Here is a 25919-nt window from a genome sequence, read left to right on the forward strand (position 1 = left end):
AAGTTCCAGTAAATTCCTCATCTAACCTTCATTATTTTTCATGAAATTGCTTAAATCTTCACTAGAGAGCGAATAATTTTTCGACAAAACTTCAAAATATACTTTTTCTGTTAACTGATCACGAATCAATAAAAGCTCTTCTTCTCCTTCAAAACCAGCCAAATGAACAGTTGTATAGCGATCATTAAAAGTGTTGATGCCGCGATAAATTAAATGAAATAAAATTTTCGCCTGATGAATATCCCGTTGCTGCTCTTGAGCTTTTTCAACTGCAGTAGTCAAAGTAAAACCTTCATCTAAATAACTTTTAATCATTTCAACTTTTACCACAACCGGCAAACGATAACGACGATTGCCTTTATTTTCTGTATCTATCGATTCGATATAACCTTTTTCCTCCCAATAACGCAATTGGCGAGGAGAGACTTCTGTCATTTTACTTAATTCACTGATACCGACTACTAAATCATCGCTTTCCAATAATTGTCTGACCGTCGATTTTTTCATTCAGTGCACCTCATTTCATTTATAAATTATACTTTCTCTAACAAGCGTGTCAAGTAAGTTGACAAAAATCACAAGTAGCAGTAAATTAACAAACGGATATTAATATTTCAGAAAATTTTCACAAGAGAGGATGTGAAGATCGTGAGTAAATCTCAAACGGTCGATATTTATGGAAAACCTTACAATCGTTCCTTATTAGTAATGGTCTTATTAATTGGAACATTTTGTACGGTTTTGAATCAAACTTTACTAACAACAGCCTTCCCAACTTTAATGAAGGCTTTTAACATTTCAGCCTCAAGTGTCCAATGGTTGACGACTGGTTTCTTACTAGTCAATGGGATTATGATCCCCATCAGTGCTTTTTTAATTAATCGTTTCGAATCAAAGAAACTTTATTTAGGAGCCATGAGCATCTTTTTAGCAGGAACAATCATTTGTTTCTTCGCTCCTAGCTTTGCTATTTTGTTAACTGGACGTTTAGTACAAGCAGCTGGCGTTGGTATTTCAATGCCCTTATTACAAAACATTATGTTGTCGATTTTCCCACCTGAAAAACGTGGTTCCGCCATGGGAATGAGCGGGATCGTTATCGGACTTGCACCTGCCTTGGGACCAACTTTATCTGGTTTTATTATTGATAATTATCAATGGCGAGATCTTTTCGGAATGGTTATTCCGATTGTGGTGTTAGTTTTAATCTTGGCTTTCTTCTTAATGAAGAGCGTCATCCAATTAACACATCCTACAATTGATGTTTTATCTGCTTTACTATCAACGATTGGATTTGGTAGCTTACTTTACGGCTTCTCTTCTGTTGGAGATGATGGTTGGGGCAGTGCTAAAGTATTAGGCTTTTTATTTGTCGGTGTTGTGGTAATTATAGCTTTTGCATGGCGTCAATTGCATTCTGAACACCCATTCTTAGAACTACGGGTATTTAAATCCCCTACCTTTACAATCGCTGCTATCTTATCTGGAGTAGTTAATATGGCCATGGTAGGAGCAGAGCTAGTGCTTCCATTATATATTCAAAATATTCGCGGTGAATCAGCCTTTCATTCTGGCTTAATGTTATTACCAGGTGCTTTGGTAATGGCGCCAATGATGCCAATTACAGGTGCTATTTTTGATAAATATGGTGCCAAACGCTTAGCCATTAGCGGCATGTTTATTTTAACGGCGGCAACTTTACCTTTTGCCTTTTTAACAGCTGAAACACCAATTGCCATGATTGTGATCTTATATGCCATCCGGATGTTTGGGATTTCAATGGTCATGATGCCCGTCACAACTTCTGGGATGAATGCTCTGCCAATGAATTTAATTTCTCATGGTACAGCAGTGAATAATACTTTCCGCCAAATTGCCAGCTCCATCGGGACAGCTATTTTAATTAGTATTTTAACAAATGTTACTAAAGGGAATTTACCTTCTAATGGTTTATTAAAAGCTTTACCATTGCAATACAAACATCAAGCTCTTAACGCTACTTTGTCTGGTTATCATGCAGCCTTTTATACAGCCGTAGCATTTGGATTAGTTGGTTTTGCTATCACCTTCTTCTTAAAGAAAAAAGAAGTTCTTGTTAAAGGAGGCGTAGCAAAATGATTTTATTGCTTACTGTATTAAGTGTTGTCGCCTTTGCCTTTACTAATATTTTTGCTAAAAAAACTTGGCAAACATTTCTATCGGTCATTTTTGCAGGAGTTTTTATTTTAAGTCTTGGTTTAATTGTCGCAAATGATCAATATCATTACGGTATGAAAAAAGAAACTGTGACAACCACAAAAACATTGAAATCTAGTAGTCCCAATTCACCAGTCAACATGCTTTTATATCAGCCTTTAGGTAATGGTACAGAAAAAATTTATTTGTATAAAACCAATGAATCACAAAAAAAATTAAGTCAAACTGGTACGGATAAAGTCACCAACAAAGTGAACGAACACGCTGCTAACAATCAAATTGTTACGAAAAAAATACGTTGGGTTTATCAAAATGATACAATGAAAACACTCTTTGGTTTAACTAGTAAAAATAAAGAAAAGATCAAAGAAATAAATACATTTGATGTTTCTGATAACTGGCTCGTTTTAAGTACTACCCAAGCAAAAAAGCTAGCTAAACAAGTGGAAGAAAATCAAGCAAACATGCAAACAGAAGCACAAGCTTTTGTAACAGACAGGATAAAAACCGCCTTGATGGCAAATCCTAGCTTAACTGCTGATCAACAAAAACAAATTCAAGCAGAAGCAACTGCTGAATATCAACAACAAGCAATTGCAAAATTAGTCACTGAAATCAAATAAAAAAGACTTGAGAAACCTAAATTATAGGTATCTCAAGTCTTTCTTTTTATTCTTGAACGACGTGGACTTTAATCACACTACTCACCTGAGTGTGTAATTTTACCGGTACATTCGTATAGCCTAATGCACGAATTGGATTTTCCAATTCAATTTTTCGTTTGTCCAATTTTAAATCATATTGTTTTTTCAAGCCATCTGCAATTTGTTTTGATGGAATCGAACCGAACAGTCGGCCATCTTCCCCTGCTTTAGCCGTTAATTCTACAACTGTATCTTCTTGGGCTAAAAAGTCAGCTTGCTTTTGAGCAGCTGCTAGGTTCTCGGCATCTTTTTTATCTTGTGCTTTCTTCTGAGCACTTAATTCCGCAATTGCACCTTTATTAGCTTCTTTAGCTAAATTATTTTTCAGTAAGTAATTTTGCGCGTAGCCAGTCGGTACTTCTTTAACTTCGCCCTTTTTACCTTTGCCTTTTACATCTGCTAGAAAAATTACTTTCATTCTAATCTTCCTCTCCTTCTGACAATTGCTTGTGAATCGCATCTAATAATTGTTCTTTTGCGCCTTCAATGGTGGTATCAGCTAATTGAGCTGCTGCGTTGGTAAAATGACCGCCTCCGCCTAATGCCTCCATCACCAATTGTACATTGATATTGCCTGCACTTCGAGCTGAAATAGCTGTGACGCCATCTTCACGTTTGACGATCACAAAAGCAGCATTGATGTCCACCATAGCCATTAAAGTATCCGCCGTCTTAGCAGCTGTAACACTGTCATATTGTTTCGTGTCACTTCCAGTTGCGATGACGATATCTTTGCTGACATATTCACTCTCACCAATCAGCTTACTAATTTCAAGATACGATTGAATGTCAGTACTTAATAAATATTGTACTAAAGAAGCATCTGCCCCACAAGTTTTCAAATAACTTGCTACATCAAAAGTTCTTGATGTCGTTCGAACAGCAAAATTCTTCGTATCCACCGTAATACCCGCTAATAATAAAGTTGCTTCCAGTTTAGACATCCGTTGATGATCATTACTTTCAAACTGAATTAATTCCGTCACCAACTCTGATGCTGAGGAAGCTGAAGACTCAATATAAGTCAACAAAGAGTTCTCTGGAAACTCTTCACCGCGACGATGATGATCAATAATCACGATATTATCAAACTGTTCATATAATTCTTGAGAAATCGATAGTGATGGCCTATGGTAATCAACCATAACTAATAAATCTCCTGTTTTACGTTGGCGTTTTGCTGCTTCTGGAGAAATTAATAAGCCTTCTAATTCCCCACTTTTGTGAATTTCAGCCAGACAACGCTCCACATCAGGAATTGTTTCTTTTTCATTAATCACAACTTGGACTTTCTTATCATGGAAACGTGCTAAGCAAGCAACACCAAAAGCCGAACCAATCGCATCCATGTCAGGAAAACGATGTCCCATCACAAAAACATTTCCAGTTTGTTTAAACACATTTTTTAAAGCCGTCGACATTGCCCGTGATCTGACTCTAGTTCTTTTTGTTGCACTTGCAGAGTTACCACCATAAAATATCGGTCTAGACCCATCGCTCGTATCTTGTACAACAACCTGATCACCGCCTCGCACTAGAGCAATATCTAAATTATTTTGTGCCGTATCACCAATGACCTCTAAAGATGATTTACCATAACTAATACCCATACTAACGGTTAATACCATATCTTCTTTTTCAGCCGAAATGCGAATATGTTCTAACAGATCAAAATTATCTTCAATCATTTTTTCTAAATCTTCGTAACGTGCTAAAAAGAAAAAACGTTCAGCGTTGATTCGTTTGTAATAAATTTGATAAGAATCCATCCAGTCAGAAATAATAGTTGTGATGAACGAGTTGACGTAAGATATTTCTTTGTCATCTCGTTTATCTGTCACATCATCATAATTATCCACAGATAATATACCGACAACTGATTGCAAATTCTTCTCTTGTTTTTCTAAATCAACTTCTTTGGTAATATCAATCAAGTAAACAATTCGCTTATCTAAATCTAAGTTGAAACGAAATATGGTATCATCCAGTCGGTAATTATATTTCTCTTTTTCATTTCGCTGAATTAATTCATTGACCATATCTTGTTGATCAGCTTGATTTAATTCTGAAATCTTATCTGTGATATAGGGATTGGTCCAAGTAAACATTTGTTTTTCATTCCAAACAATAATCCCCACAGGCATTTCTTTTGAAACATAGGTAAGAGCATCCTCAGCAACTTGACTCGCTTGAGTAATTTTTTGTTGATTAGTAATCATGACATTATTGCGCTCAACAAACAAAAAACCTAATAGCATTATGTCAATTAAAACAACAATTATTATGGTAATAAGATTAATTGGTAAAAAAGCAATTGCTAAAAATTGCATTACCAATAGAACTAAGAAGATTAAAAAAGGCCAGTTTAAGTTGGCAGTTTTTCTCATATAAAACCTCCTAACAAGCCTTATTTTACCACATTCTATGCTTTGAGGCGAGACTCTATGTTTCACGTGAAACTTACAATTATTTTCAAAAAAAGAATCGATTAGCAACGAGCCAATCGATTCCTGTCTGCATATTATTCGTCAACGCCAACCATTACTGATGTTGCTTTGACAATTGCATAAGCTTCTTTTCCAACTTCTAATCCTAAAGATTTAATTGAATCCATAGTAATTGATGAAATAATCTCTTGTCCATCTGCAATTTCGATTGTTACGATGCCATTTACGGCACCTTCTTTAATATTAGTGATTTTACCTTTAATTTGATTGCGAGCACTAAATTTCATTATTTTTCCTCTTTTCTATTTTCTGATTTCTTATAAATTATATCATAAATAAGAAAAAGATATAAGAAAAAAGATTAGCTTTTCAGCTAACCTTCATTATTTTTAATTTATTCTTCTGAAACAAATGGTAAAAGACCCATAATACGAGCGCGTTTAACTGCGATAGTAATTTTACGTTGGTTTTTAGCGCTTGTGCCTGTTACACGACGAGGTAAAATTTTACCACGTTCTGAAATGAATCGTTTTAATAATTCAGTATCTTTATAATCAATATATTCAATATGGTTCGCTGCAATATAGTCTATTTTACGACGTTTGCGACCTCTTCTTTGTTGTGCCATCCTGTTTCCCTCCTATCAATTGTTAGAATGGTAAATCATCATCTGAAATATCAATCGCGGAACCACTAAATGGATCACTGTCACGATCGAAATTCGGCATGCTGTTATTTGCTGACTGTTGTGGTGCTTGTCCTTGATCAAAATTGTTGTTGAAATTATTGCCACCAGCATTCGCAGTATTACCAATATTATTGTTAGGATTTGGTTGGCGTTGCTCATTCGCTCCGCGCGGTTCTAACATTTGGAAATTGTCTGCAACCACTTCGGTTACATAAACTTTTTGTCCTTGTTGATTTTCATAATTTCTCGTTTGAATTCGACCAGTCACACCAATAAGTGAACCTTTACGAGCAAAGTTCGCAAAATTTTCAGCTGCTTTACGCCAAATTACACAATTGATAAAGTCTGCTTCACGATTACCACTTTGGTTCGTAAAATTACGATTAACCGCTACGGTAAAAGTTGCTACAGCTTGACCACTAGATGTATAGCGCAAATCGGGATCCTTAGTTAAACGACCTACTAAAACAACATTATTAATCAAGTAAAGCCAGCTCCTCTCTCTTTAACTGTTTCACGTGAAACAATTACTCTTCAATTTTAACGATCATGTGACGGATAATGTCGTCATTGATTTTTGCAAGACGATCAAATTCGTTTAATGCATCAACTGAAGTTGGAGCAGTTGCATTGATGATGTGGTAGATACCTTCATTGAAGCCGTTAATTTCGTACGCTAAACGGCGTTTTTCCCAATCTTTAGAATCGATAACTTCGGCACCGTTATCTTTTAAGATCGTATCAAAACGTTCTACTAAAGCAGTTTTTGCTTCTTCATCAATGTTTGGACGAATGATGTATGTGATTTCATACTTCGTGTTCATTGATTTTCACCTCCCTATGGACTTTGGACCCTTAAGCTTTCTTAAGAGTAAGGAGAGTTATCTAAAATTATAGATACTCACAATCATTCATTATACACTTTGCTCTTGCAAAAATCAAGTTTCATAAATAAGATACGAAAAACAATCAAATTATTTTTATTTAATCACGTAAAAATAAACATTTCTAAAAATAAGCAATCAGCCGTTTACCAATCTGATTAACCATTATATAAAATAAAACCAGTAATATATAACGTTTCATTAGTCTTTGTCATTCTGTTTCTGTAAAATACTCCTTAAATTCTTCTGTAGCATTTGTATTAAATAAATCTCTCTGCTCACTTTTTTCTTGATAATAATTATTTCTCAATGGCTAATTTACAGCGGATTTGCCACACTATAATTAATTTTAGACCATAAATAAGCTCATGCTAACAATAAAAGTTTTGTCTGAAAAGTACAAAAAACAGCCGGAAAAATTTAATTCTCCAGCTGTAAAAATTATTTTTTATTCTTGTGAATCAGAATTTTCTTCAATTGTTTCAATCACTTCAGTTGAATCGGTTTCTTCAATCAATTCTTCTTTTTCCACAATTGCCATGGTGACTACTTTTGCATCGTCTTCCATCTTCATTAAGCGTACACCTAAAGTTGCCCGCCCAGTTTGAGAGACAGCTGCTATATCAAAGCGGATGATTACACCTTTATTGGTAATCAATAAAATATCTTCGTCGCCACTGACACTAGTTAAGCCAGCTAATGGTCCATTTTTAGCAGTAATATTAGCCGTTTTAATTCCTTTACCACCACGACCTTTGATTGGATACTCAGAAGCTTTAGTACGTTTACCATATCCATTTTCAGTAATGACTAAAACTTCTTGATCTTCTTTCAAGACTGCCGCGCCGATTACGTAATCGTCATCTCTTAGACGAACACCACGAACACCACTAGCAGTTCGGCCCATATCTCGAACATTGACTTCTTTAAAGGTCACTGAGTAACCAGCATGGGTACCTAAAATAATTGTTTCTTCTCCATTGGTTTGTAAAACATTAACTAATTCGTCTTCCTCTTTCAAGCCAATCGCAATTAAACCATTACTGCGAATGTTAGAAAAAGCATTAACCGTTGTCCGTTTTACTGTCCCTTTCTTAGTAACAAAGAATAAGAAGTGATCTTTATCCGATTGTCCAGAAACTGCAATAACTGCTTGAATAGTCTCATTAGAATTAACTTCTAATAAATTAATGATTGGAATCCCTTTAGCAGTTCGACCGTATTCAGGGATTTCGTACCCTTTGGCGCGGTAGACTCTACCAGTATTGGTGAAGAATAACAGCGTATCATGAGTTGAACATGAGACAAGATTTTTAACAAAGTCATCATCATGAATGCCCATTCCTTGAACACCTCGGCCGCCACGACGTTGGGCTCTGAACTCGCTTGACGCTACTCGTTTAATATAACCATTATTGGTTAATGTAATCACGACATCTTCTTCTTCAATTAAATCTTCATCTTCTAAACTTAATACTTCTCCGACTAATAACTCAGTTCGGCGATCATCACCATATTTTTGAGAAACTTCACCTAATTCAGTTTTGATGATTTCAATCACTCGCTCAGGACGGGCTAAAATGTCTTCTAAGTCGCTGATTGTTTTCAGCAGCTCTTGGTATTCATTTTCTATTTTCTCACGTTCTAAGCCTGTTAAACGGCGTAAACGCATATCTAGGATTGCTTGTGCTTGCCGATCAGACAATTCGAAGCGTTCTATTAAGGTACTTTTTGCTACATCATCTGATTCAGAACCACGAATAATCGCAATAATTTCATCAATGTGATCTAGCGCAATTCTTAATCCTTCTAAGATATGTGCTCTTGCTTCAGCCTTGCGTTTATCAAAATTAGTCCGACGAATAATAACTACTTTTTGATGTTCAATATAGTTCACCAAAATTTGTTTTAAGTTTAAAATTTTTGGTACGCCATTTTCAATCGCCAACATGTTAAAGCTAAATGATGTTTGTAATGATGTTAATTTATACAAATTATTCAAAATAACTGATGCACTCATATCACGGCGGACATCTATCACGATCCGCATACCTTCACGAGAAGATTCATCCCGTAAATCAGTAATTCCTTCAATCCGTTTGTCACGATGCAATTCAGAAATTCGTTCGATTAATTTCGCTTTATTGACCATATATGGTAATTCAGTGACTAAAATTCTTTCTTTACCATTTTTTTGTTCAACAATTTCAACTTTTGCTCGAACTGTAATCGAACCGCGACCTGTCTCATAAGCCCGGCGAATACCGGATTTTCCCATCACCAAACCACCTGTTGGAAAGTCTGGTCCAGGAACGCATTCCATTAATTCAGCTGTTGTTGCATCCGGATTCTCCATCAATAAACCCACTGCTTGACTGACTTCTCGCAAATTGTGGGGTGGAATATTAGTCGCCATCCCTACGGCAATCCCAGTTGCTCCATTGACTAAAAGATTCGGAAAACGAGCTGGTAAAACATCTGGTTCTTGTTCGCTATCGTCGTAGTTACCGTGGAAATCAACTGTATCTTTATTGATGTCTCGTAGCATTTCCATCGCAATTTTACTTAAACGGGCTTCCGTATACCGCATCGCTGCTGCACCATCACCATCGACTGAACCGAAGTTTCCATGGCCATCTACCAACATATTACGGAAACTAAAAGGTTGCGCCATCCGTACCATTGAATCATAAATTGCTGAGTCACCATGGGGATGATATTTCCCCATTACATCGCCGACAATCCGAGCTGATTTTTTATGAGGCTTATCAGGTGTCACTCCTAGTTCATTCATACCGTATAAAATACGACGGTGAACTGGTTTTAATCCATCCCGCACATCTGGTAAAGCACGGGCAACAATCACACTCATGGCATAATCAATGAAGGATTCTCGCATTTCACTGGTTAGATTGACGTCTTGAATATTCTCTCTTCTATCTTCCAAAATTGATCCTCCTCATTAAATATCTAAGTTCTTCACATAGTGGGCATTTTCTTCAATAAAGGCCCGGCGTGGTTCTACCCGATCGCCCATCAACATTTCAAAAACTTGATCGGCTTCAATCGCATCTTCTACACTCACTCGTAACATCAAGCGATTTTCTGGATCCATCGTAGTTTCCCATAGTTGATGATCATCCATTTCTCCCAAACCTTTATAACGTTGGACGTTTGGTTTTGGTGAAGCTGGTAGAGCATCGATTTTTTCTTGTAATTCAGTTTCAGCATTTTTGCTTGGTTGAATATACGTAATATTTTTTCCTTGTTTAATTCCGTATAAAGGTGGTTGTGCAATATAGACATAACCCGCTTCAACAATTGGGCGCATGTAACGATAAAATAACGTTAATAACAAGGTCCGAATATGGGCACCATCGACATCGGCATCGGTCATAATAACTAATTTATGATAACGAGCTTTAGCTACATCAAAATCGGCACCAAAACCGGTACCCATTGCAGTAAATAAAGAACGAATCTCTTCGTTGGCTAAAATTTTATCCATTGAGGCTTTTTCAACATTTAGGATTTTTCCGCGAATTGGCAAAATAGCTTGGAATTCTCGGTCACGACCTTGTTTAGCTGATCCACCGGCTGAATCTCCTTCGACGATAAATAATTCACATTTTTCTGGGTCATTTGATGAACAATCAGCCAGTTTCCCAGGTAAGTTAGAAATTTCTAAGGCACCTTTACGGCGAGTCACTTCACGGGCTCTTTTGGCGGCTAAACGCGCTCTAGCCGCTAACATACCTTTTTCAACGATTTGACGACCGATAGAAGGATTTTCCATCAAGAATTTCGTGAAATTTTCCGAGAACAAACGATCGGTTACGGTTCGAACTTCAGAATTACCTAATTTAGTCTTGGTTTGTCCTTCAAATTGTGGTTCTGGATGCTTGATAGAAATAACCGCAGTTAACCCTTCTCTAACATCTTCACCAGAAAGATTTTCATCATTGTCTTTCATAATTTTTTGTTTGCGGGCATAGTCATTGATGACCCGAGTCAAGGCTGTTTTGAAACCAAACTCATGAGTCCCACCTTCATAAGTATGAATGTTATTAGCAAAACTTAAAATATTTGTATGGAAACCGTCGGTATATTGCATAGCTACTTCTACAATAATATCTTGCTGTTCACCTTCAACAAAAACTGGTTCTGGGAAAATAACTGATTTACTAGCATTTAAGTGCTCAACATAGCTCTTAATTCCGCCTTCATAATGGTATTCTTTCAAGACAGGTGTTTCTTCACGCTTATCTTCAATCGAAATTTTTAAACCACGATTTAAAAAGGCTAGTTCTCTTACCCGTGTTGCTAATTTATCAAAATTAAAAACAATACTTTCAGTAAAAATTTCAGTATCGGGAATAAAATGAACTTGAGTCCCATGTTTTTCCGTTTCACCGATAACTTTTAAATCGTCAACTACTGCACCACGACGATATTCTTGGAAATAAATTTTGCCGTTTTTGAAAACACGGACATCTAAGCTACTAGATAAAGCATTAACTACTGACGCTCCGACACCATGCAAACCACCAGAAACTTTATATCCGCCACCGCCGAATTTACCGCCAGCATGTAAAATAGTGTAAACTGTCTCAACCGCTGGTCGACCAGTTTTGGCTTGGATATCAACCGGAATTCCTCGGCCATCATCACTGACAGTGATACTATTATCTGCTTCAATCACCACATGAATATGTGTGGCAAAACCTGCTAAAGCTTCATCAATCGAATTGTCGACAATCTCCCACACAAGGTGATGTAAACCTTCCGTTGAAGTAGAACCAATATACATACCTGGACGCTTACGAACGGCCTCTAAGCCTTCTAAAACCTGAATCTGGCTGGCGTCGTATTCAAGCGCTCGTTCTTGTAAACTTTTTTCTTCTTCTGCCATTTAATTCTCTTTCCTTTCAATCTGACCATTAGATACTTGAAAAATGTCTGGATGAACCGTTAATTTGCCTTTAACGTGGTTTAAAGTTGTCGTTGTTAAAAACGTCTGAACTTTATTCTCAATCGTCTCTAGTAAGTGAATTTGACGGCTGTCGTCTAGTTCACTCATCACATCATCAAGTAATAACAAAGGGTATTCACCCGTTTCTTGTTTCATTAGATCAATTTCTGCAAGCTTAACGCTTAATGCGGTCGTTCGTTGTTGCCCTTGAGAACCATAAACTTGGACATCTAAATCATTCACAAAAAAATGCAAATCATCACGATGTGGTCCAATAAAAGTGTTCCCTTTAAATAATTCACGGCTGCGATTTTTCTTTAACTCTGCTAAAAAAACTTCCGCAATAATTGTTGGATCTTCCGAGTCAATCGGAAAGCTCGCTTGATAAGCCAGCCGTAGCTGTTCTTTTTTATTGGTAATTTTTTGATGCAATTCATTTGACCAGTATTCCAACTGTTTAATGAATTTCAAACGCTGTGCCAAAACTTTACTGCCAAAATCGACTAGTTGTTCACTTAAAACGTCTAAATAAATCTCATCATTGGCTTTCTTTTCTGACAATTGCTTTAAATATAGATTTCTCTGTTTTAAAGTTTGTTGATACTGCGCCAAATCATACAAATAGATCGGATTGATTTGCCCTAATTCCATATCAATAAAACGACGTCTGACTTGCGGCGAACCCTTGACTAAAGACAAGTCTTCTGGCGCAAATAAAATCACGTTTAACTGACCGATATAACTACTGAGTTTTTTTTGCTCGATATGATTAACTTTTGACTTACGGCCTTTTTTTGTTAGCTGTAACTCCAATTCAACTTCTGAGCTTCCTCGTGATATTCGGCCAACAATTTTAGCAAAATCATCCTGCCAACCAATCAATTCTTGCTCACTATTGGTACGATGGCTTCGTGTTAAAGCCAAAACATAGATACTTTCCAATAAATTGGTTTTTCCTTGGGCATTTTCACCTAGGAAAATATTTAATCGGTTAGGAAATTCCATACTCAACGAAGCGTAATTTCGATAATTTGTCAGTTCTAGCTTATTCAGCTGCATCTTTTTTATCTCTGGTCATAAAAAAAGTACCTACTGTAGGAATCTCAATCATCATTCCCGAGTAGAGCTTTCGACCGCGGCGATTTTCTGGTTCACCATCTACAAAGACTGTTTCTTCTGCTAAAAACCATTTCGCTTGTCCACCACTAGAGATTAGATTAATCTCCTTTAACAGCTGGCCAAGTGTCATGTACTCTGTTTCTAGAAAAATTTTTTGTTTCACATTCATCCCTCATTTTCATTTCAGAAACACCTCTATATTATACCCTTTTTCTAAGGATAAAACAAATTTAGCTAGCTTATTTTTCGATTTAAGCAATTTTGATCGTTTTAAGGTTTTTTCCTTAGAAAAGAGTAAAAGGTCTTAAAATTAAATTTAAGACCTTTTACTCTCGTTTTTCTTATTTTAGAATATTTTCAAGAAATTTGTGGAACAAATGAATAACATTTGTTTCTAACTAAGTTATTTCTTAGCTTAGTTTGTTCGAACTGGAGTAATTAATTGAATAAATGACGCTTCTCCTTCAGTTGGCTCTAAAGTAAATGGACGAATCGGCGAAATGAAACGAATTTTAATACTCATATCACCAAAAGCTCTTAAAGCGGCTTTCATATAATCTGGATTAAATGAAATTTCTAATGGATCACCAGTGACTTCTTCATAAACCAATTCTTCCTCAACTTTTCCGATTTCTGGTGAGTTCCCAAATAGAACCACTGAATCTGCATTGATGGCTAGACGAACAATATTATTGCGGCCTTCATGAGAAAGTAGCGATGCCCGTTCAATTGCTGCTAATAAAGCTGGTCCAGAAAAATTAATTTCAGTGTTAAAACTGTTAGGAATTAAACGATTGGTATCAGGATAATTTCCTTCTAACAAACGAGAATAGAAATACATAGTTGGCGTTTTAAATAAAACTTGGTTATCCATAATTGAAACTTCGATTTCAGCTTCTTCATCAGGTAGTGAACGAGAAAGCTCCACTAATGCCTTACCAGGAATCACGATATTAAAATCAGCTGTCGCATTTTCAATAGGTACGATTCTTTGACTTAAGCGATGAGAGTCAGTAGCAACCGCTAATAATTGACCATTATCTAAAGTAAAGTGAACCCCAGTTAAAATTGGTCGACTTTCATGAGCAGAAACAGCAAAAACGGTTTCGCTGATTAACTTTGTCAACATGTGGACAGGTAATTTTAATTGATTTTGTTCTTCCACAACAGGTAGGTGTGGATAATTATCGGCGTCTAAACCATTAACGGTAAACTCAGCTGCACCTGAAGTAATTGCTACTTGGTAGTTATCTAAAACTTCTAAAGTAAATGTATCTTCTGGTAAACGACGAATAATTTCACTGAAAAAACGAGCCTGTAAAACAATTTCTCCAGGTGATTCAACCATCATTTGAGCTTTCTCATCATCAACAGCTAAAAAAGTTTCGATTGAAATATCAGCATTACTCCCAGTCAGATTTAAACTTTCACTGGTTAAAACAATTTTTACCCCAGTTAAAATCGGAATGGTTGTTTTAGAAGAGATAGCTCTTTGGACTGTTTGTAGCTCTTGAATGAAGCGAGAACGATTGATTGTAAATTTCATTTGGTTGCGACTCCTTATATATTTATTTATTAGTAAAATTAATAGTAATAGTAGTAGGTCCTGTGTATCATGTGGAAAACTTAAAAAATGCTATATTCTACAGGGTTTTTAACATGTGGAAAAGCTGTGCATAAAAATTTAATTTTTCCACACTTATTCACAGCTAATTTAAGAGTAGATTTTTCAGTTCAGCAATTTCTTGTTGGAATTGATTGTCTTTTTTTACTAACTGAGCAATTTTCTCATGGGCGTGAATCACAGTTGTGTGATCTTTTCCGCCAAATTCAGCACCAATTTTTGGCAACGAGCTGTCCGTCATTTCTCTCGATAGATACATAGCAATTTGGCGTGGCACAACGATAGTTTTGACACGTTTTTTCCCTTTTAAATCTTTGACATGGACGTGGTAATATTTTGCCACTTCATCTTGGATTTTACTAATGGACAATTGTGTATTTCCAGTTCCTTTTAAACTTTTCAGAGCATCTGCCGCCACACTTGTTGTAATTTCAGTCTTGTTCATCGCTGAAAAAGCTTGAACACGAACTAAAGCACCTTCTAGTTCACGAATATTGGAATCAATTTGACCGGCAATATAACTTAAAGTATCGTCAGGAATTTCTAAATTCTCCGCTTGGGCCTTTTTCCGTAAAATGGCTGTTCGAGTCTCTAAATCTGGTGGTGTAATATCCACTGATAAGCCCCAAGCAAAACGGGAAACTAACCGATCTTGCAGCTTTGGAATTTCATTTGGTAAACGATCACTCGTTAAAACAATTTGTTTACTATCATTATAAAGATTTTCAAAGGTATGGAAAAACTCTTCTTGTGTTCCTTCCTTATCAGCAAAAAATTGAATATCATCGACTAACAATAGATCAACGTTACGATACTCTTGTCGAAATTCCTCAGATGTTTTGTTTTGAATAGATTTAATGAAATCATTGGTAAAAGTTTCACTGGAGACATAGCGAACTTTTGCCTCTGGATTGATTTCAAGCATTTGATGACCGATGGCGTGCATCAAATGGGTTTTTCCTAAACCAACACCACCATAGAAAAATAGCGGATTGTAAACAGATCCTGGTGATTCAGCAACAACTAGGGCAGCAGCATGAGCCATTTGATTGCCTTTTCCGATAACAAACGTATCAAATGTGTATTTAGGATTCAGCATGCTTTTTTTCACAGTACTTTTGGCAGCCGGTATTTCTGGTTCTACTTTTTTAGCAATACTTACCTGTGGTGCTTGATCTGGTGTAACAAAAATAGGCATAATTTCTTCACCGGTTATCTTATAACCGATTTCAACGATTTTTGCTGCTAGATTTTTCTCCCAATAGGTTTTATGAAGATCGCTAGTTACTTCAATCGTTAATTGTTGATTATCTAAAGACAATGGATTTGCGGTTTCTATCCATGCGTCATAGCTAGCAGGATTCAAGTCCTCTTTGTAGCTAGCTTTTAATTCCTTCCACAGATCTTGTACTGAGGTCAAAGATGTCGCCTCCTAATAAAAAAATTCAGACAGAATTACTTTATCATTTTTTTTAGAAGTTTTCCACAGACAAAGTAAGAAACACTAATATTTTTTAGTTATACACACAGTGGATAAGCTTTCAGTCAAGTTTTTCACAGTTGTAAAAAAAGAAAATGATTTTCTTTGTGGATAATTGTGGATAAAAAATGAATATACACATTTTTTTCACAACGTATAATATTTTATAAAGCCTATAAAGAAAGCACAAATAAAAGTTATCCACAAAAGTTATCCACCTTGTGCATAGATTATTCAGAGATGTTTTTCCTGAGGATAATTTTTCGGAAAAAGCTAAAAAAGAAAAAAATACTCGCTGATTTTTCCACAAAAAAAATTTTTTTATACCCAGAAAATGTGGATAAATCAATTATTTTTTCTGAAATTCTTGATTGACAAACCTCTATAAGAGTCGTTATACTACTATGGTATGTCTATGTACTGAAACAACGGAGGTGTAATTAATGAAAAGAACTTACCAACCAAATAAACGTAAACGTCAGAAAGTTCACGGTTTCCGCAAACGTATGAGCACAAAAAATGGCCGTCGGGTCTTAGCTTCACGTCGTCGCAAAGGAAGAAAAGTACTTTCTGCTTAAACCACTGCTGAATCAGTGGTTTTTTTTTGTATTTTTTGGCTTTTTTAAGATCAAGGATTTCTATTAAAAAAGCTGATTCCTGAAATGGAAATATGGTATTATTGGGAAGTATTAGATTTAAGAGAAGTGAAGGAAACTAGATGAAAAAATCGTATCGTGTCAAAAAAGAAAAGGATTTCCAAAGAGTGTTCGATACAGGGGACTCGTGTGCAAATCGTAAATTTGTCGTTTATCGTCTAGCAGATTCTGATCAAACTCATTTTCGTGTGGGTCTATCGGTGGGCAAAAAAGTTGGTAATGCCGTCAATCGTAATCGGATCAAACGACAAATTCGGGCAGTGTTACAAGAATTAAAGCCTGAGATTGCATCGGTTGATTTTATTATTATTGCCCGACCTAGCACAAGAGATTTACATCATGAGGAAATCCGTTCGAATCTGATCCACGTCTTAAAACTAGCGAAAATAATTAAATAGGAAGGAAACAGAGTTAGTGAAGAAAAAACACAAGAAAATAGTATTAGCGATGAGTCTATTAGCGCTAGTATTATTATTATCGGCCTGTGGAACTGGGACAGTCGATCAAAATAGTACTGGTATCTGGAGTCGTTACATCGTTTATTATTTTGGTGAAGCGATTAAAGGATTGTCATTTGGTAATGTTGGGGTAGGGATTATCCTATTTACAATAATCATTCGTATTATTTTATTACCATTAATGCACTTCCAAACAAAAAGTATGCGGAAGACCCAAGAGCTTCAGCCAAAAATTAAAGCATTACAAGAAAAGTATTCTGCCCGCGACACAGCAACACAACAAAAGATGCAAGCAGAACAGAAAAAATTATATGCCGAAAATAATGTTAATCCTTATATTGGTTGTTTACCATTATTAGTGCAAATGCCGGTAATGATGGCCTTGTATCAAGCCATTTTAAGAGTACCAGCTTTAAGCCAAGGACAGTTTCTATGGTTGAATTTATCTGAACACGATCAATTTTACATTTTGCCTGTTTTAGCGGCAGTTTTTACATTTTTAAGTACGTATTTATCAAGTATGAGTCAGATCGAAGTCAATGCTTCGGTGAAAATCATGAACTTTGCGATGCCAGTAATGATTTTTGTGATGGCGTTGAATTTAGCCAGCGGGCTAACTCTTTACTGGGTAATTTCGAATGCTTTCCAAGTGGTACAAACATTGTTGATTAACAATCCATTTAAAATTCGTCAAGAGCGTAGAGCAGAAGCAAAGCGAATTCGTGACAAGGAACGGGCTTTAGAAAAAGCCAAAAATCCTAAGAAGAAGAAAAAGAAATAAGGAGGGGTCTTGATGCCTGTCTATGAAGGACCAACTGTTGATGAAGCAATTATGCATGGGTTACGGTCTTTAGGATTGTCTAAAGCTGATGCAGTAATTGAAATTTTATCGGTCGGAAAGAAAGGTTTTCTAGGTGTTGGTAGAAAAAATGCGCAAGTCTCAATCGAACCAACGGTAGCGGAAGAAGTAGCAGAAGCGGTAGAAGAAGTCGTGGAAACAATTGTTGAAGCTGACAATGCCGTTAAAGATGAAATTCCAGTGGCGATTGAAGCTGCCAGTCAAAAATCAACCGCATCAGAGTTAACTGAACTAGAAGATAATGAAGCATTAACTGAATTGGCGCTATATTTAACAAATATTACTCGTGAAATGGGCGTTCCAGCTTTAGTTAAAGTAAAACATGAAAACAACGGTTTAATCGTAATGGATCTGGAAACAGATAAACAAGGGATGTTAATTGGTAAACACGGCAAGATTTTAAATGCTTTGCAATATTTAGCGCAAGTATTTATTCATCGAGCGGCTAAGAATAAATTGTCAGTGATAGTAAACGTTGGTAACTATCGTGAAAAACGGCAAGAAGTTTTGACTCGTTTAGCTAAAAGAACTGCTGAAAAGGTCAAAGAAACTGGTCGACCAGTTTTCCTAGAACCAATGCCAGCTTTTGAACGGAAAATGATTCATTCCGTTCTGGGCCAAGATGACTACATCAAGACCCACTCAGAAGGCGATGAACCTTATCGTTATTTGGTTGTTGAACCGGCCAAAAAATATTTCTAAAATAAAAAGCGTTTGAGTCCTTAACGGGGGCTCAAACGCTTATTTTTTTGGGTTAATAGATAAATGATATAGCTGATGATTAATAAAGAAACAGCTAGTATATTCTGCTTAATTGAACCGGGGTTACTGATGACAGCCAATAAATTAAATAAAGTGTGGAATATTATACTTAAATAAATTGTTTTGCTACTGAGGTAAAGAACTGCAAAAACCAACCCTAATAACAATGCGTTTATGACCTGTAAAACAACTAAAATCAGAGCAGTATCAGGATTTAAACTACTTGCAAAGTGTAATAAACCAAAAACTAAACTTGAAAACAAAAGATAAATTATGGTTCCTTTTGCTTGTAAATAATAATAAAAAATACCTCGAAATAAGACTTCTTCCACATAACCAACTAAAATCATTTGAAGTAACATGAGAACTAAAAGCGAAAAAGATAGTTTAGATTGTAGACCCAAAACAAGTGGTTGAATCAAAATAATTATGAACATGAACAGCCAATTTTTTCCAGCAATCTTCCTTTTTTGAAAACCAAAATTGGTTAATTTTCTTTTCTTCATAAACAATGTCAAAATAATAGCAGCTACTAGAAAAGCACCTATTTGACATAGAATTAAACCTGACTCATTTAATCCTAGAATGGCTCCTGATGCTGTAAAAATACTGATTAATAAAGTCAAACCAAATCCTGCACCAATTAATTTTAAATACATAATAAATTCCTCCAATTCGTTGTTTTTTCAAGATTACCATGGTGGTGATACTAAGATTTCGCTATAATTCCTGTATACCGGAATTTTGAGGGGTTGTAAGTGTGCAAGGGTCTATAATTAAAGAGATACGCAAGAAAAAAGGATTAACACAAAAAGAAGTTTATTCAGGAGTGGTTTCAAAAAGTTTTTATAGTGATTTTGAAGCAGGCAAACATGATGTAACTGTCACAAAATTTGTTGGATTATTAAATAATTTGAACATCTCATACCAAGAATTTGAGAACTTTCAGCAAGGAACTACAGCAAATAAAGTGGATGAATTATATAAAAAAGGACAGTTTGAAGCTCTTTATCAATTTTATTTAGAAAATAGCGATAGTCCCCAAAAAGAAATTCGTTACGATGCCATTCATGCTTATTTACTGGTTTTGTTGACTTATACGAATTTTTATCGTTTTTCGCGAGATCCTTTTAGAGAAATAACAGCAGAACTAGAAAATGCTAAAATGTGGACCTTAAAGGAGATCAAACTAGCGAAATTAGTCTTATTATCGTTGACTGAAGGAGATAAGACAGATGCAAAAAAAATGTTTCACCGGATCAATCAAGAATTAGCCAAATACCTAATATTGGATAGAAAAATCTATTATCAAGAAAGTGCTGATTTGTATTTTAATCGTTTGCAAAGTTTACTTATTCTTAATGATTTAACTTCTGCAAAAGAAACCTTACAGGATTATCAAAAAATGCTGCGTGAGAGTGATGACTTATATTTGCTTTTACAATTAAAATTCATCACCAATTTAGTCAATCTTTATTTCGATTTTCCTAATTATCAAAAGAAGATTGAACAATTTATGTTAATGATGAGAGAAATTCCAACTTCGGAAACTCATTTTTATCAAATTATTTTAGATTTACATCTAGAAAAAGCCCGCAATTTTTATCAGCGACAACAAAAGCTTTCTTAAACAAAATAAAAATACTGGCGGCAATTCTTGAAAAGTAACAAAAATTATGCTAACCTAGCAACTGAATTTAATATGTAGCAGTCAAAGTGCTATCCAGCTCAATTGAGGGGTGGAGTGGGCACTTTTTTTGTGCCGTTAACTACATAAAAGGAGAAAGACAATGGCAGAGATTACTTTAGAATTCGATACAATTGCAGCAATTTCGACCCCGCCAGGTGAAGGGGCCATCAGTATTGTCCGTTTAAGCGGCGATGATGCGGTAGAAATCGCCAGTAAATTATATAAAAGTGGTAGTAAAAATTTACAAGAGGTAGCAAGTCACACGATTCATTATGGTCATATGATTGATCCGCAAACGAAACAAGTGGTAGATGAAGTCATGGTTAGCGTGATGCGAGCGCCAAAAACTTTTACCCGTGAAGATATTGTTGAAATTAATTGTCATGGCGGAATTGTGGTAGTGAATCAATTATTGCAGTTGATTTTACGTTCGGGTGCACGTTTAGCAGAGCCGGGAGAATTTACCAAACGAGCCTTTTTGAATGGTCGAGTGGATTTATCTCAAGCAGAAGCAGTTATGGATTTAATCCGTGCTAAGACTGATAAAGCAATGAATGTGGCAATTAATCAACTTGATGGTAACTTATCAAAATTAATTCGTACTTTACGCCAAGAAATTTTAGAAACATTGGCACAAGTGGAAGTAAACATTGACTATCCTGAATATGATGATGTAGAAGAAGTTACAACCCGATTATTATTGGAAAAAACGCAATATGTGGAACAACAAATTGAAGCGTTACTACAAAATGCCAAACAAGGAAAGATCTTGCGAGAAGGGTTAAACACTGCTATTATCGGTCGCCCAAATGTCGGCAAATCTAGCTTGTTAAATTATTTACTCCATGAAGAAAAAGCCATCGTTACTGAGATTGCCGGAACAACCCGCGACGTGATTGAAGAATATGTTAACGTACGCGGTGTGCCATTAAAATTAATCGATACTGCAGGCATTCGTGAAACTGAAGACGTGGTGGAAAAAATTGGCGTAGAACGTAGTCGTAAAGCGTTGAAAGATGCAGACTTGATTTTATTGGTTTTAAACCAAAGTGAAGCTTTAACCAAAGAAGATGAAGCGCTATTGATGGCAACAAAAGGCTTAAAACGAATTATTTTGTTAAATAAAACCGATTTGCCTAGTCAAATGGATCCCATTAACTTAGAAAATCTATTACCAACCGATCAAGTTTTTGCGATTTCTGTTTTAGAAAATGATGGTTTGGACAAACTGGAAGAAGCTATTTCAACATTATTTTTCGGTGGCCAAACAGGTGAAAAAGATGCGACTTACGTCTCTAACACTCGTCATATAGCGTTACTTGAAAATGCTCAACAGTCCTTAAAAGAAGTTCAAAATGGGATTGCCATGGGGATGCCAGTTGATTTGGTTCAAATAGATATGACCCGTTGCTGGGATTATTTAGGCGAAATTGTCGGTGATAGTGTCCAAGATGAGCTGATTACACAATTATTCAGCCAATTTTGTTTAGGAAAATAAGTTTATTAAAGGAGAAATCTATGGAATATCAAGCAGGCAAATATGACGTAATCGTAGTCGGTGCTGGACATGCTGGTTCGGAAGCAGCTTTAGCAGCCGCACGGATGGGCGCAAAAACGTTATTACTGACAATTAATTTAGATATGGTGGCTTTTATGCCTTGTAATCCATCTATCGGTGGACCAGCTAAAGGAGTGGTAGTCAGAGAAATTGACGCACTAGGCGGCGAAATGGGTAAAAATATTGATAAAACCTATATCCAAATGCGGATGTTAAATACTGGTAAAGGTCCAGCTGTGCGAGCTTTAAGAGCACAAGCGGATAAATATGCTTACGCCAATGAAATGAAACACACGATTGAAAAAGAAGACAATTTAACTTTGAAACAAGGAATTGTTGATCGTTTAATCGTCGAAGATAATGTTGTTAAAGGTGTAGTAACTTCAACTGGAGCATCTTATAGTGCCAATGCTGTGATTATTACAGCAGGAACGGCATTACGGGGTGAAATTATCATTGGTGATTTGAAATATTCTTCTGGTCCTAATAATTCTCAACCATCAATTAAGCTTTCGGATCATTTAAAAGAATTAGGCTTTGAAATTCATCGTTTTAAAACAGGTACGCCACCACGGGTGAAATCTGGTACGATAGATTACTCAAAAACAGAAATTCAACCTGGAGATCTGGCACCAAATCATTTTAGCTTTGGCACACCAGATAGTGCTTATAATCAAGAACAAGTTCCTTGCTGGTTAACTTACACAAATCCGATGAGTCATCAAATTATTCAAGAAAACTTACATCGTGCACCAATGTTTACTGGAATAGTTGATGGTGTGGGTGCTCGTTATTGTCCATCGATTGAAGATAAAATCGTTCGCTTCGCCGATAAAGATCGTCACCAATTATTTTTAGAACCTGAGGGTTTAAATACGGAAGAAGTCTATGTGCAAGGTTTATCGACTTCTTTACCAGAAGATGTTCAAAATGAAATGTTACATTCGGTAGCAGGTTTAGAGAATGCTGAAATGATGCGAACAGGCTATGCAATCGAATATGATATGGTAGCACCTCATCAACTACGTCCCACATTAGAAACTAAAGTAGTAGAAAATCTTTATACTGCCGGTCAAACCAATGGGACGAGTGGTTATGAAGAAGCGGCTGGACAAGGGTTGATTGCTGGCATCAATGCCGCTTTAAAAGTACAAGGAAAAGATCCGTTTACGATGAAACGTAGTGATGGATATATTGGTGTAATGATCGATGATTTAGTGACTAAGGGAACCAATGAACCATACCGTTTATTGACTTCTCGGGCAGAATACCGTTTGATTTTACGTCATGACAATGCTGATTTACGTTTAACCGAAGCTGGTCATGAGATTGGTTTAGTTAATCAAGCAGAATACCAAGCTTACTTAATTAAAAAAGCCAATGTTGAAGCTGAAATTGCTAGATTAAGTAAAACGAGAATCAAACCAACTGCAGAGGTACAAGCGTTCTTGGCAGAAAAAGGTAGTGCGCCATTAAAAGATGGTGTTTTAGCAGCTGATTTCTTACGTCGACCAGAAATTTCTTATGCTGACATTATGCAATTTATTGAAGCTAATGATTCATTAAATAACAAAGAAATCGAACAGGTTGAAATCCAAATCAAATATGAAGGCTACATTAAAAAGGCGCAAGAAAAAGTTGAAAAATTAAAACGGATGGAAGCTAAACGAATTCCTGAACGTATTGACTATGAAGCAATTAATGGTTTAGCAACTGAAGCTAAACAAAAATTACAAAAAATCCAACCAGAAACGATTGCTCAAGCAAGCCGAATTAGTGGTGTGAATCCAGCTGATATCAGTATTTTAATGGTATATGTTGAAAATGGTCGGATTGCAAAAGTCGAAGTTTAAAAAACGTTTCACATGAAACATCTAAAAAATCCAACGGTTAGTCCGTTGGATTTTTTGTTTGGTCTAAATAATCAGCAATCGTTTCATCAATAATTAAATCAGTCACAAATCCCATTTTTAAGAGTGTTTCAATACTCTCTGCTTTCTCTTCTCCAGTAGCAATAATAACAACTCTTTTTAATTTTAGAATATCCTCTAAAGAAAGACCAATCATTCTTTCAGATAAGTCAGTAAATACTGGAGCTCCATTTTTATCAAAAAATGTACTACCAATATCGCCAATGGCATTTTCTTTGGCAAGAATTTCGGTATCAGTTTGATCGATATAGCCTAACTGATGATAGGTAGAAGATAAAATTGGATTCCCAATCCCTAAAATAGCTAGATCGACATTTTTACCTGCTGTTAAAATTTCTTTCAGCATATTAGTTTTTAATAATGTTTCTTTAACTTCTAAGCTTTCCGCAATTGCTGGTGCATAAAAATATGAAACCTCAGAATGATATTTTTGAGATAACATAAAAGCTAAGTGATTAGAATGATATTTAACATGTGATAAACCAACACCACCTATTAAAGGGATGATTTTCATATCAGGTAAATTCAGATAATTGGCTTGTGACACATACTGATAAACAGTCGTTCCCCAGCCCAAACCAAGATTTTTAATTTTTGGCAATAAAGGCTCAATTAAGTTGGTACATAATTCTCCAGCAATGGCTTTAATATCTTTTTGATTACTATTTGTTAACGTAGCGATTTCTAAATTTTGCAAATGATATTTTTTCCGAATACTAGCTTGCTTTTGGAGTAAATCATGTTCGGCATGTTGAATCATGATTTTTACGATACCTTTTTGTCGAGCTTCTTTTAGCATACTGGCAACAGTCGGTCGTGATAAATTTAACATTTCGGCAATTTTACTTTGGGTGATTTCTTCTTCATAGTATAAAAGAGCAATTTTTAAAAGTAGTTCATCTCGTTCAGCCAATGACATCCCTGCTTTCTTTTTACATTTGTGAAATATGTTTATTTTTGTAAAAAACAATTGACTTTTAAATTCTTCCACGTTATCATTTTATCAAAAGTAAATCAATTTTACAAATGTTAAAAAGGAGCTGGAGAATATGTTAGTAAATACAAAAGAAATGTTTGAACAGGCACGTAAAGGAAATTATGGGATTCCGGCAACAAATTTTATTGATTTGGATTCTGCTAGGACATTCGTGGCAGTAGCACAAGAACAAAATAAACCGCTGATTTTACCATTTGCTCAAGCCCATAAAGAATATATTTCATTAGAAGAAGCCGCTTTAATCGGAAAATATTTGGCAGAAAAAGCCAACGTACCGGTTGCCCTTCATTTAGATCATGGTGAAGATTTTGAATTTATCAAACAAGCGATTGATTTAGGTTTTACGTCAGTCATGATTGACGCTTCCAAAGAAAGTTTAGCTGATAATATCGCTATTACAAAAAAAGTCGTAGCTTACGCGCATCCCAGAAATGTAACAGTAGAAGCTGAATTAGGACATGTCGGGGCAGGCACAAATTATGAAAATCATGAAGTGACCGATTCTATTTATACGGAAGTAGCTGATGTAGTGCATTTTGTTGAAGAAACCCAAGTTGATTCTTTGGCCATTTCAATTGGAACCGCTCACGGTGCTTATAAAGGTACGCCAGTATTGAATTTCCAACGATTGAAAGAAATTAGAGAAATGACGGAAGTGCCATTAGTATTACATGGTGGATCTTCTTCGGGTGAAGATAATTTAAATAAATGTGCCATTGGAGGCATTTCAAAAATCAATATTTTTACCGATTTCCTACAAGCGGCATATCAAACGATTGAATCAGGAGATCCGCAAGATTATATTCAAATAAAAAATTTAGCCAATCAAGCAATGGCAGATGTTTTGCGAAAATATTATCAAGTTTTTGAAACAGCGAGCATAAATTAAGAAAG

The 25919-nt window shown here is 35.8% G+C and carries 25 protein-coding genes; 10 read left to right on the forward strand and 15 right to left on the reverse strand.

All coding sequences use genetic code 11. The features are described 5' to 3' along the window. Positions 1 to 21: 21 nt before the first annotated feature. Positions 22 to 507, reverse strand: a complete 486-nt coding sequence (locus tag ID741_RS03985) for a MerR family transcriptional regulator (protein ID WP_438719131.1) — start codon at positions 505 to 507, stop codon at positions 22 to 24. A gap of 141 nt (positions 508 to 648) precedes the next feature. Here ID741_RS03985 and ID741_RS03990 point away from each other — a divergent pair, with 141 nt between their 5' ends. Both ID741_RS03990 and ID741_RS03995 read left to right on the forward strand, forming a co-directional pair. Next, positions 649 to 2118: an MDR family MFS transporter gene (locus ID741_RS03990; protein ID WP_438719132.1), complete on the forward strand. Its 1470-nt coding sequence runs from the start codon at positions 649 to 651 to the stop codon at positions 2116 to 2118. Continuing rightward, positions 2115 to 2819: a DUF4811 domain-containing protein gene (locus ID741_RS03995; protein WP_438719133.1), complete on the forward strand. Its 705-nt coding sequence runs from the start codon at positions 2115 to 2117 to the stop codon at positions 2817 to 2819. Before ID741_RS03990 ends, ID741_RS03995 begins: the two co-directional genes overlap by 4 nt. 46 nt (positions 2820 to 2865) lie before the next feature. Here ID741_RS03995 and rplI read toward each other — a convergent pair whose 3' ends face one another. From rplI to dnaA, 12 genes are all read right to left on the reverse strand, one after another. Beyond that, positions 2866 to 3318 carry a 50S ribosomal protein L9 gene (gene rplI / locus ID741_RS04000; protein WP_438719134.1) on the reverse strand — a complete coding sequence of 151 codons (453 nt, stop codon included), beginning with the start codon at positions 3316 to 3318 and terminating at the stop codon, positions 2866 to 2868. 1 nt (position 3319) lies between these two features. Then, complete coding sequence (locus ID741_RS04005) at positions 3320 to 5287, reverse strand: DHH family phosphoesterase (RefSeq protein ID WP_438719135.1); 1968 nt, start codon at positions 5285 to 5287, stop codon at positions 3320 to 3322. 134 nt (positions 5288 to 5421) lie between these two features. Beyond that, complete coding sequence (locus ID741_RS04010; protein WP_438719136.1) at positions 5422 to 5634, reverse strand: TOBE domain-containing protein; 213 nt, start codon at positions 5632 to 5634, stop codon at positions 5422 to 5424. A gap of 107 nt (positions 5635 to 5741) precedes the next feature. Beyond that, positions 5742 to 5975 (reverse strand): 30S ribosomal protein S18, encoded by a 234-nt coding sequence (gene rpsR, locus ID741_RS04015; protein WP_438719137.1) that lies wholly within the window; start codon positions 5973 to 5975, stop codon positions 5742 to 5744. Positions 5976 to 5997: 22 nt separating this feature from the next. Beyond that, positions 5998 to 6519: a single-stranded DNA-binding protein gene (ssb, locus tag ID741_RS04020; protein WP_218327409.1), complete on the reverse strand. Its 522-nt coding sequence runs from the start codon at positions 6517 to 6519 to the stop codon at positions 5998 to 6000. Positions 6520 to 6562: 43 nt separating this feature from the next. Next, the gene (rpsF, locus tag ID741_RS04025) at positions 6563 to 6859 is read right to left on the reverse strand and encodes a 30S ribosomal protein S6 (RefSeq protein WP_218327408.1); all 297 of its coding nucleotides are present in this window, start codon (positions 6857 to 6859) and stop codon (positions 6563 to 6565) included. A 508-nt stretch (positions 6860 to 7367) separates the two neighbouring features. Then, a complete protein-coding gene (gene gyrA, locus ID741_RS04030; RefSeq protein WP_438719138.1) occupies positions 7368 to 9866 on the reverse strand; it encodes a DNA gyrase subunit A in 2499 nt (832 codons plus the stop codon). A gap of 15 nt (positions 9867 to 9881) precedes the next feature. After that, positions 9882 to 11831 carry a DNA topoisomerase (ATP-hydrolyzing) subunit B gene (gyrB, locus tag ID741_RS04035; protein WP_218327407.1) on the reverse strand — a complete coding sequence of 650 codons (1950 nt, stop codon included), beginning with the start codon at positions 11829 to 11831 and terminating at the stop codon, positions 9882 to 9884. Then, complete coding sequence (recF, locus tag ID741_RS04040; protein ID WP_218327406.1) at positions 11832 to 12950, reverse strand: DNA replication/repair protein RecF; 1119 nt, start codon at positions 12948 to 12950, stop codon at positions 11832 to 11834. It lies immediately after the preceding gene. Continuing rightward, positions 12937 to 13173, reverse strand: coding sequence for a S4 domain-containing protein YaaA (gene yaaA, locus ID741_RS04045; protein ID WP_218327405.1), 237 nt, complete (start codon positions 13171 to 13173; stop codon positions 12937 to 12939). The genes recF and yaaA overlap by 14 nt, the downstream gene beginning before the upstream one ends. A 252-nt stretch (positions 13174 to 13425) precedes the next feature. Further along, positions 13426 to 14556: a DNA polymerase III subunit beta gene (gene dnaN / locus ID741_RS04050; protein ID WP_218327404.1), complete on the reverse strand. Its 1131-nt coding sequence runs from the start codon at positions 14554 to 14556 to the stop codon at positions 13426 to 13428. Positions 14557 to 14719: 163 nt separating this feature from the next. Next, on the reverse strand, positions 14720 to 16036 hold the full coding sequence (dnaA, locus tag ID741_RS04055; protein WP_425514627.1) for a chromosomal replication initiator protein DnaA: 1317 nt from the start codon (positions 16034 to 16036) through the stop codon (positions 14720 to 14722). 521 nt (positions 16037 to 16557) lie between these two features. Here dnaA and rpmH point away from each other — a divergent pair. The 4 genes from rpmH (at position 16558) to jag (ending at position 18789) form a co-directional block, all read left to right on the forward strand. Beyond that, positions 16558 to 16692, forward strand: a complete 135-nt coding sequence (gene rpmH / locus ID741_RS04060; RefSeq protein ID WP_002293121.1) for a 50S ribosomal protein L34 — start codon at positions 16558 to 16560, stop codon at positions 16690 to 16692. A gap of 140 nt (positions 16693 to 16832) precedes the next feature. Further along, positions 16833 to 17168, forward strand: coding sequence for a ribonuclease P protein component (rnpA, locus tag ID741_RS04065; protein ID WP_218327402.1), 336 nt, complete (start codon positions 16833 to 16835; stop codon positions 17166 to 17168). 49 nt (positions 17169 to 17217) lie between these two features. Further along, complete coding sequence (locus ID741_RS04070) at positions 17218 to 18009, forward strand: YidC/Oxa1 family membrane protein insertase (protein WP_438720445.1); 792 nt, start codon at positions 17218 to 17220, stop codon at positions 18007 to 18009. A gap of 12 nt (positions 18010 to 18021) precedes the next feature. Beyond that, a complete protein-coding gene (jag, locus tag ID741_RS04075) occupies positions 18022 to 18789 on the forward strand; it encodes an RNA-binding cell elongation regulator Jag/EloR (RefSeq protein ID WP_218327401.1) in 768 nt (255 codons plus the stop codon). A 20-nt stretch (positions 18790 to 18809) separates the two neighbouring features. Here jag and ID741_RS04080 read toward each other — a convergent pair whose 3' ends face one another. Beyond that, entirely contained in the window at positions 18810 to 19508 is a 699-nt protein-coding gene (locus ID741_RS04080) for a lysostaphin resistance A-like protein (RefSeq protein ID WP_438719139.1), read from the reverse strand. 101 nt (positions 19509 to 19609) lie between these two features. On the opposite strand from ID741_RS04080, the gene ID741_RS04085 reads away from it, so the two are divergent. The 3 genes from ID741_RS04085 (at position 19610) to mnmG (ending at position 23950) form a co-directional block, all read left to right on the forward strand. After that, positions 19610 to 20479 carry a helix-turn-helix domain-containing protein gene (locus ID741_RS04085; protein ID WP_438719140.1) on the forward strand — a complete coding sequence of 290 codons (870 nt, stop codon included), beginning with the start codon at positions 19610 to 19612 and terminating at the stop codon, positions 20477 to 20479. A gap of 160 nt (positions 20480 to 20639) precedes the next feature. Next, complete coding sequence (gene mnmE, locus ID741_RS04090) at positions 20640 to 22037, forward strand: tRNA uridine-5-carboxymethylaminomethyl(34) synthesis GTPase MnmE (protein WP_438719141.1); 1398 nt, start codon at positions 20640 to 20642, stop codon at positions 22035 to 22037. Between the two features lie 20 nt (positions 22038 to 22057). Next, positions 22058 to 23950, forward strand: a complete 1893-nt coding sequence (gene mnmG / locus ID741_RS04095; RefSeq protein ID WP_438719143.1) for a tRNA uridine-5-carboxymethylaminomethyl(34) synthesis enzyme MnmG — start codon at positions 22058 to 22060, stop codon at positions 23948 to 23950. A 37-nt stretch (positions 23951 to 23987) separates the two neighbouring features. Here the strand turns inward: mnmG and ID741_RS04100 are convergent, their stop codons facing one another. After that, positions 23988 to 24941 carry a sugar-binding transcriptional regulator gene (locus ID741_RS04100; protein ID WP_438719144.1) on the reverse strand — a complete coding sequence of 318 codons (954 nt, stop codon included), beginning with the start codon at positions 24939 to 24941 and terminating at the stop codon, positions 23988 to 23990. Positions 24942 to 25077: 136 nt separating this feature from the next. On the opposite strand from ID741_RS04100, the gene ID741_RS04105 reads away from it, so the two are divergent. Continuing rightward, positions 25078 to 25914, forward strand: a complete 837-nt coding sequence (locus ID741_RS04105) for a class II fructose-bisphosphate aldolase (RefSeq protein WP_438719145.1) — start codon at positions 25078 to 25080, stop codon at positions 25912 to 25914. Positions 25915 to 25919: the final 5 nt, after the last annotated feature.

Source organism: Enterococcus sp. AZ103 (assembly GCF_051714685.1).
Lineage (GTDB): Bacteria > Bacillota > Bacilli > Lactobacillales > Enterococcaceae > Enterococcus_A > Enterococcus_A alishanensis.

Bases quoted from the DNA above. Each gene is read 5' to 3' on its own strand.
- ID741_RS03985 (WP_438719131.1), bottom strand. From the start codon at position 507: ATGAAAAAATCGACGGTCAGACAATTATTGGAAAGCGATGATTTAGTA.
- ID741_RS03995 (WP_438719133.1), top strand. From the start codon at position 2,115: ATGATTTTATTGCTTACTGTATTAAGTGTTGTCGCCTTTGCCTTTACT.
- rplI (WP_438719134.1), bottom strand. From the start codon at position 3,318: ATGAAAGTAATTTTTCTAGCAGATGTAAAAGGCAAAGGTAAAAAGGGC.
- ID741_RS04005 (WP_438719135.1), bottom strand. From the start codon at position 5,287: ATGAGAAAAACTGCCAACTTAAACTGGCCTTTTTTAATCTTCTTAGTT.
- ID741_RS04010 (WP_438719136.1), bottom strand. From the start codon at position 5,634: ATGAAATTTAGTGCTCGCAATCAAATTAAAGGTAAAATCACTAATATT.
- rpsR (WP_438719137.1), bottom strand. From the start codon at position 5,975: ATGGCACAACAAAGAAGAGGTCGCAAACGTCGTAAAATAGACTATATT.
- rpsF (WP_218327408.1), bottom strand. From the start codon at position 6,859: ATGAACACGAAGTATGAAATCACATACATCATTCGTCCAAACATTGAT.
- gyrB (WP_218327407.1), bottom strand. From the start codon at position 11,831: ATGGCAGAAGAAGAAAAAAGTTTACAAGAACGAGCGCTTGAATACGAC.
- recF (WP_218327406.1), bottom strand. From the start codon at position 12,950: ATGCAGCTGAATAAGCTAGAACTGACAAATTATCGAAATTACGCTTCG.
- dnaN (WP_218327404.1), bottom strand. From the start codon at position 14,556: ATGAAATTTACAATCAATCGTTCTCGCTTCATTCAAGAGCTACAAACA.
- rpmH (WP_002293121.1), top strand. From the start codon at position 16,558: ATGAAAAGAACTTACCAACCAAATAAACGTAAACGTCAGAAAGTTCAC.
- rnpA (WP_218327402.1), top strand. From the start codon at position 16,833: ATGAAAAAATCGTATCGTGTCAAAAAAGAAAAGGATTTCCAAAGAGTG.
- ID741_RS04070 (WP_438720445.1), top strand. From the start codon at position 17,218: ATGAGTCTATTAGCGCTAGTATTATTATTATCGGCCTGTGGAACTGGG.
- jag (WP_218327401.1), top strand. From the start codon at position 18,022: ATGCCTGTCTATGAAGGACCAACTGTTGATGAAGCAATTATGCATGGG.
- ID741_RS04080 (WP_438719139.1), bottom strand. From the start codon at position 19,508: ATGTATTTAAAATTAATTGGTGCAGGATTTGGTTTGACTTTATTAATC.
- mnmE (WP_438719141.1), top strand. From the start codon at position 20,640: ATGGCAGAGATTACTTTAGAATTCGATACAATTGCAGCAATTTCGACC.
- mnmG (WP_438719143.1), top strand. From the start codon at position 22,058: ATGGAATATCAAGCAGGCAAATATGACGTAATCGTAGTCGGTGCTGGA.
- ID741_RS04105 (WP_438719145.1), top strand. From the start codon at position 25,078: ATGTTAGTAAATACAAAAGAAATGTTTGAACAGGCACGTAAAGGAAAT.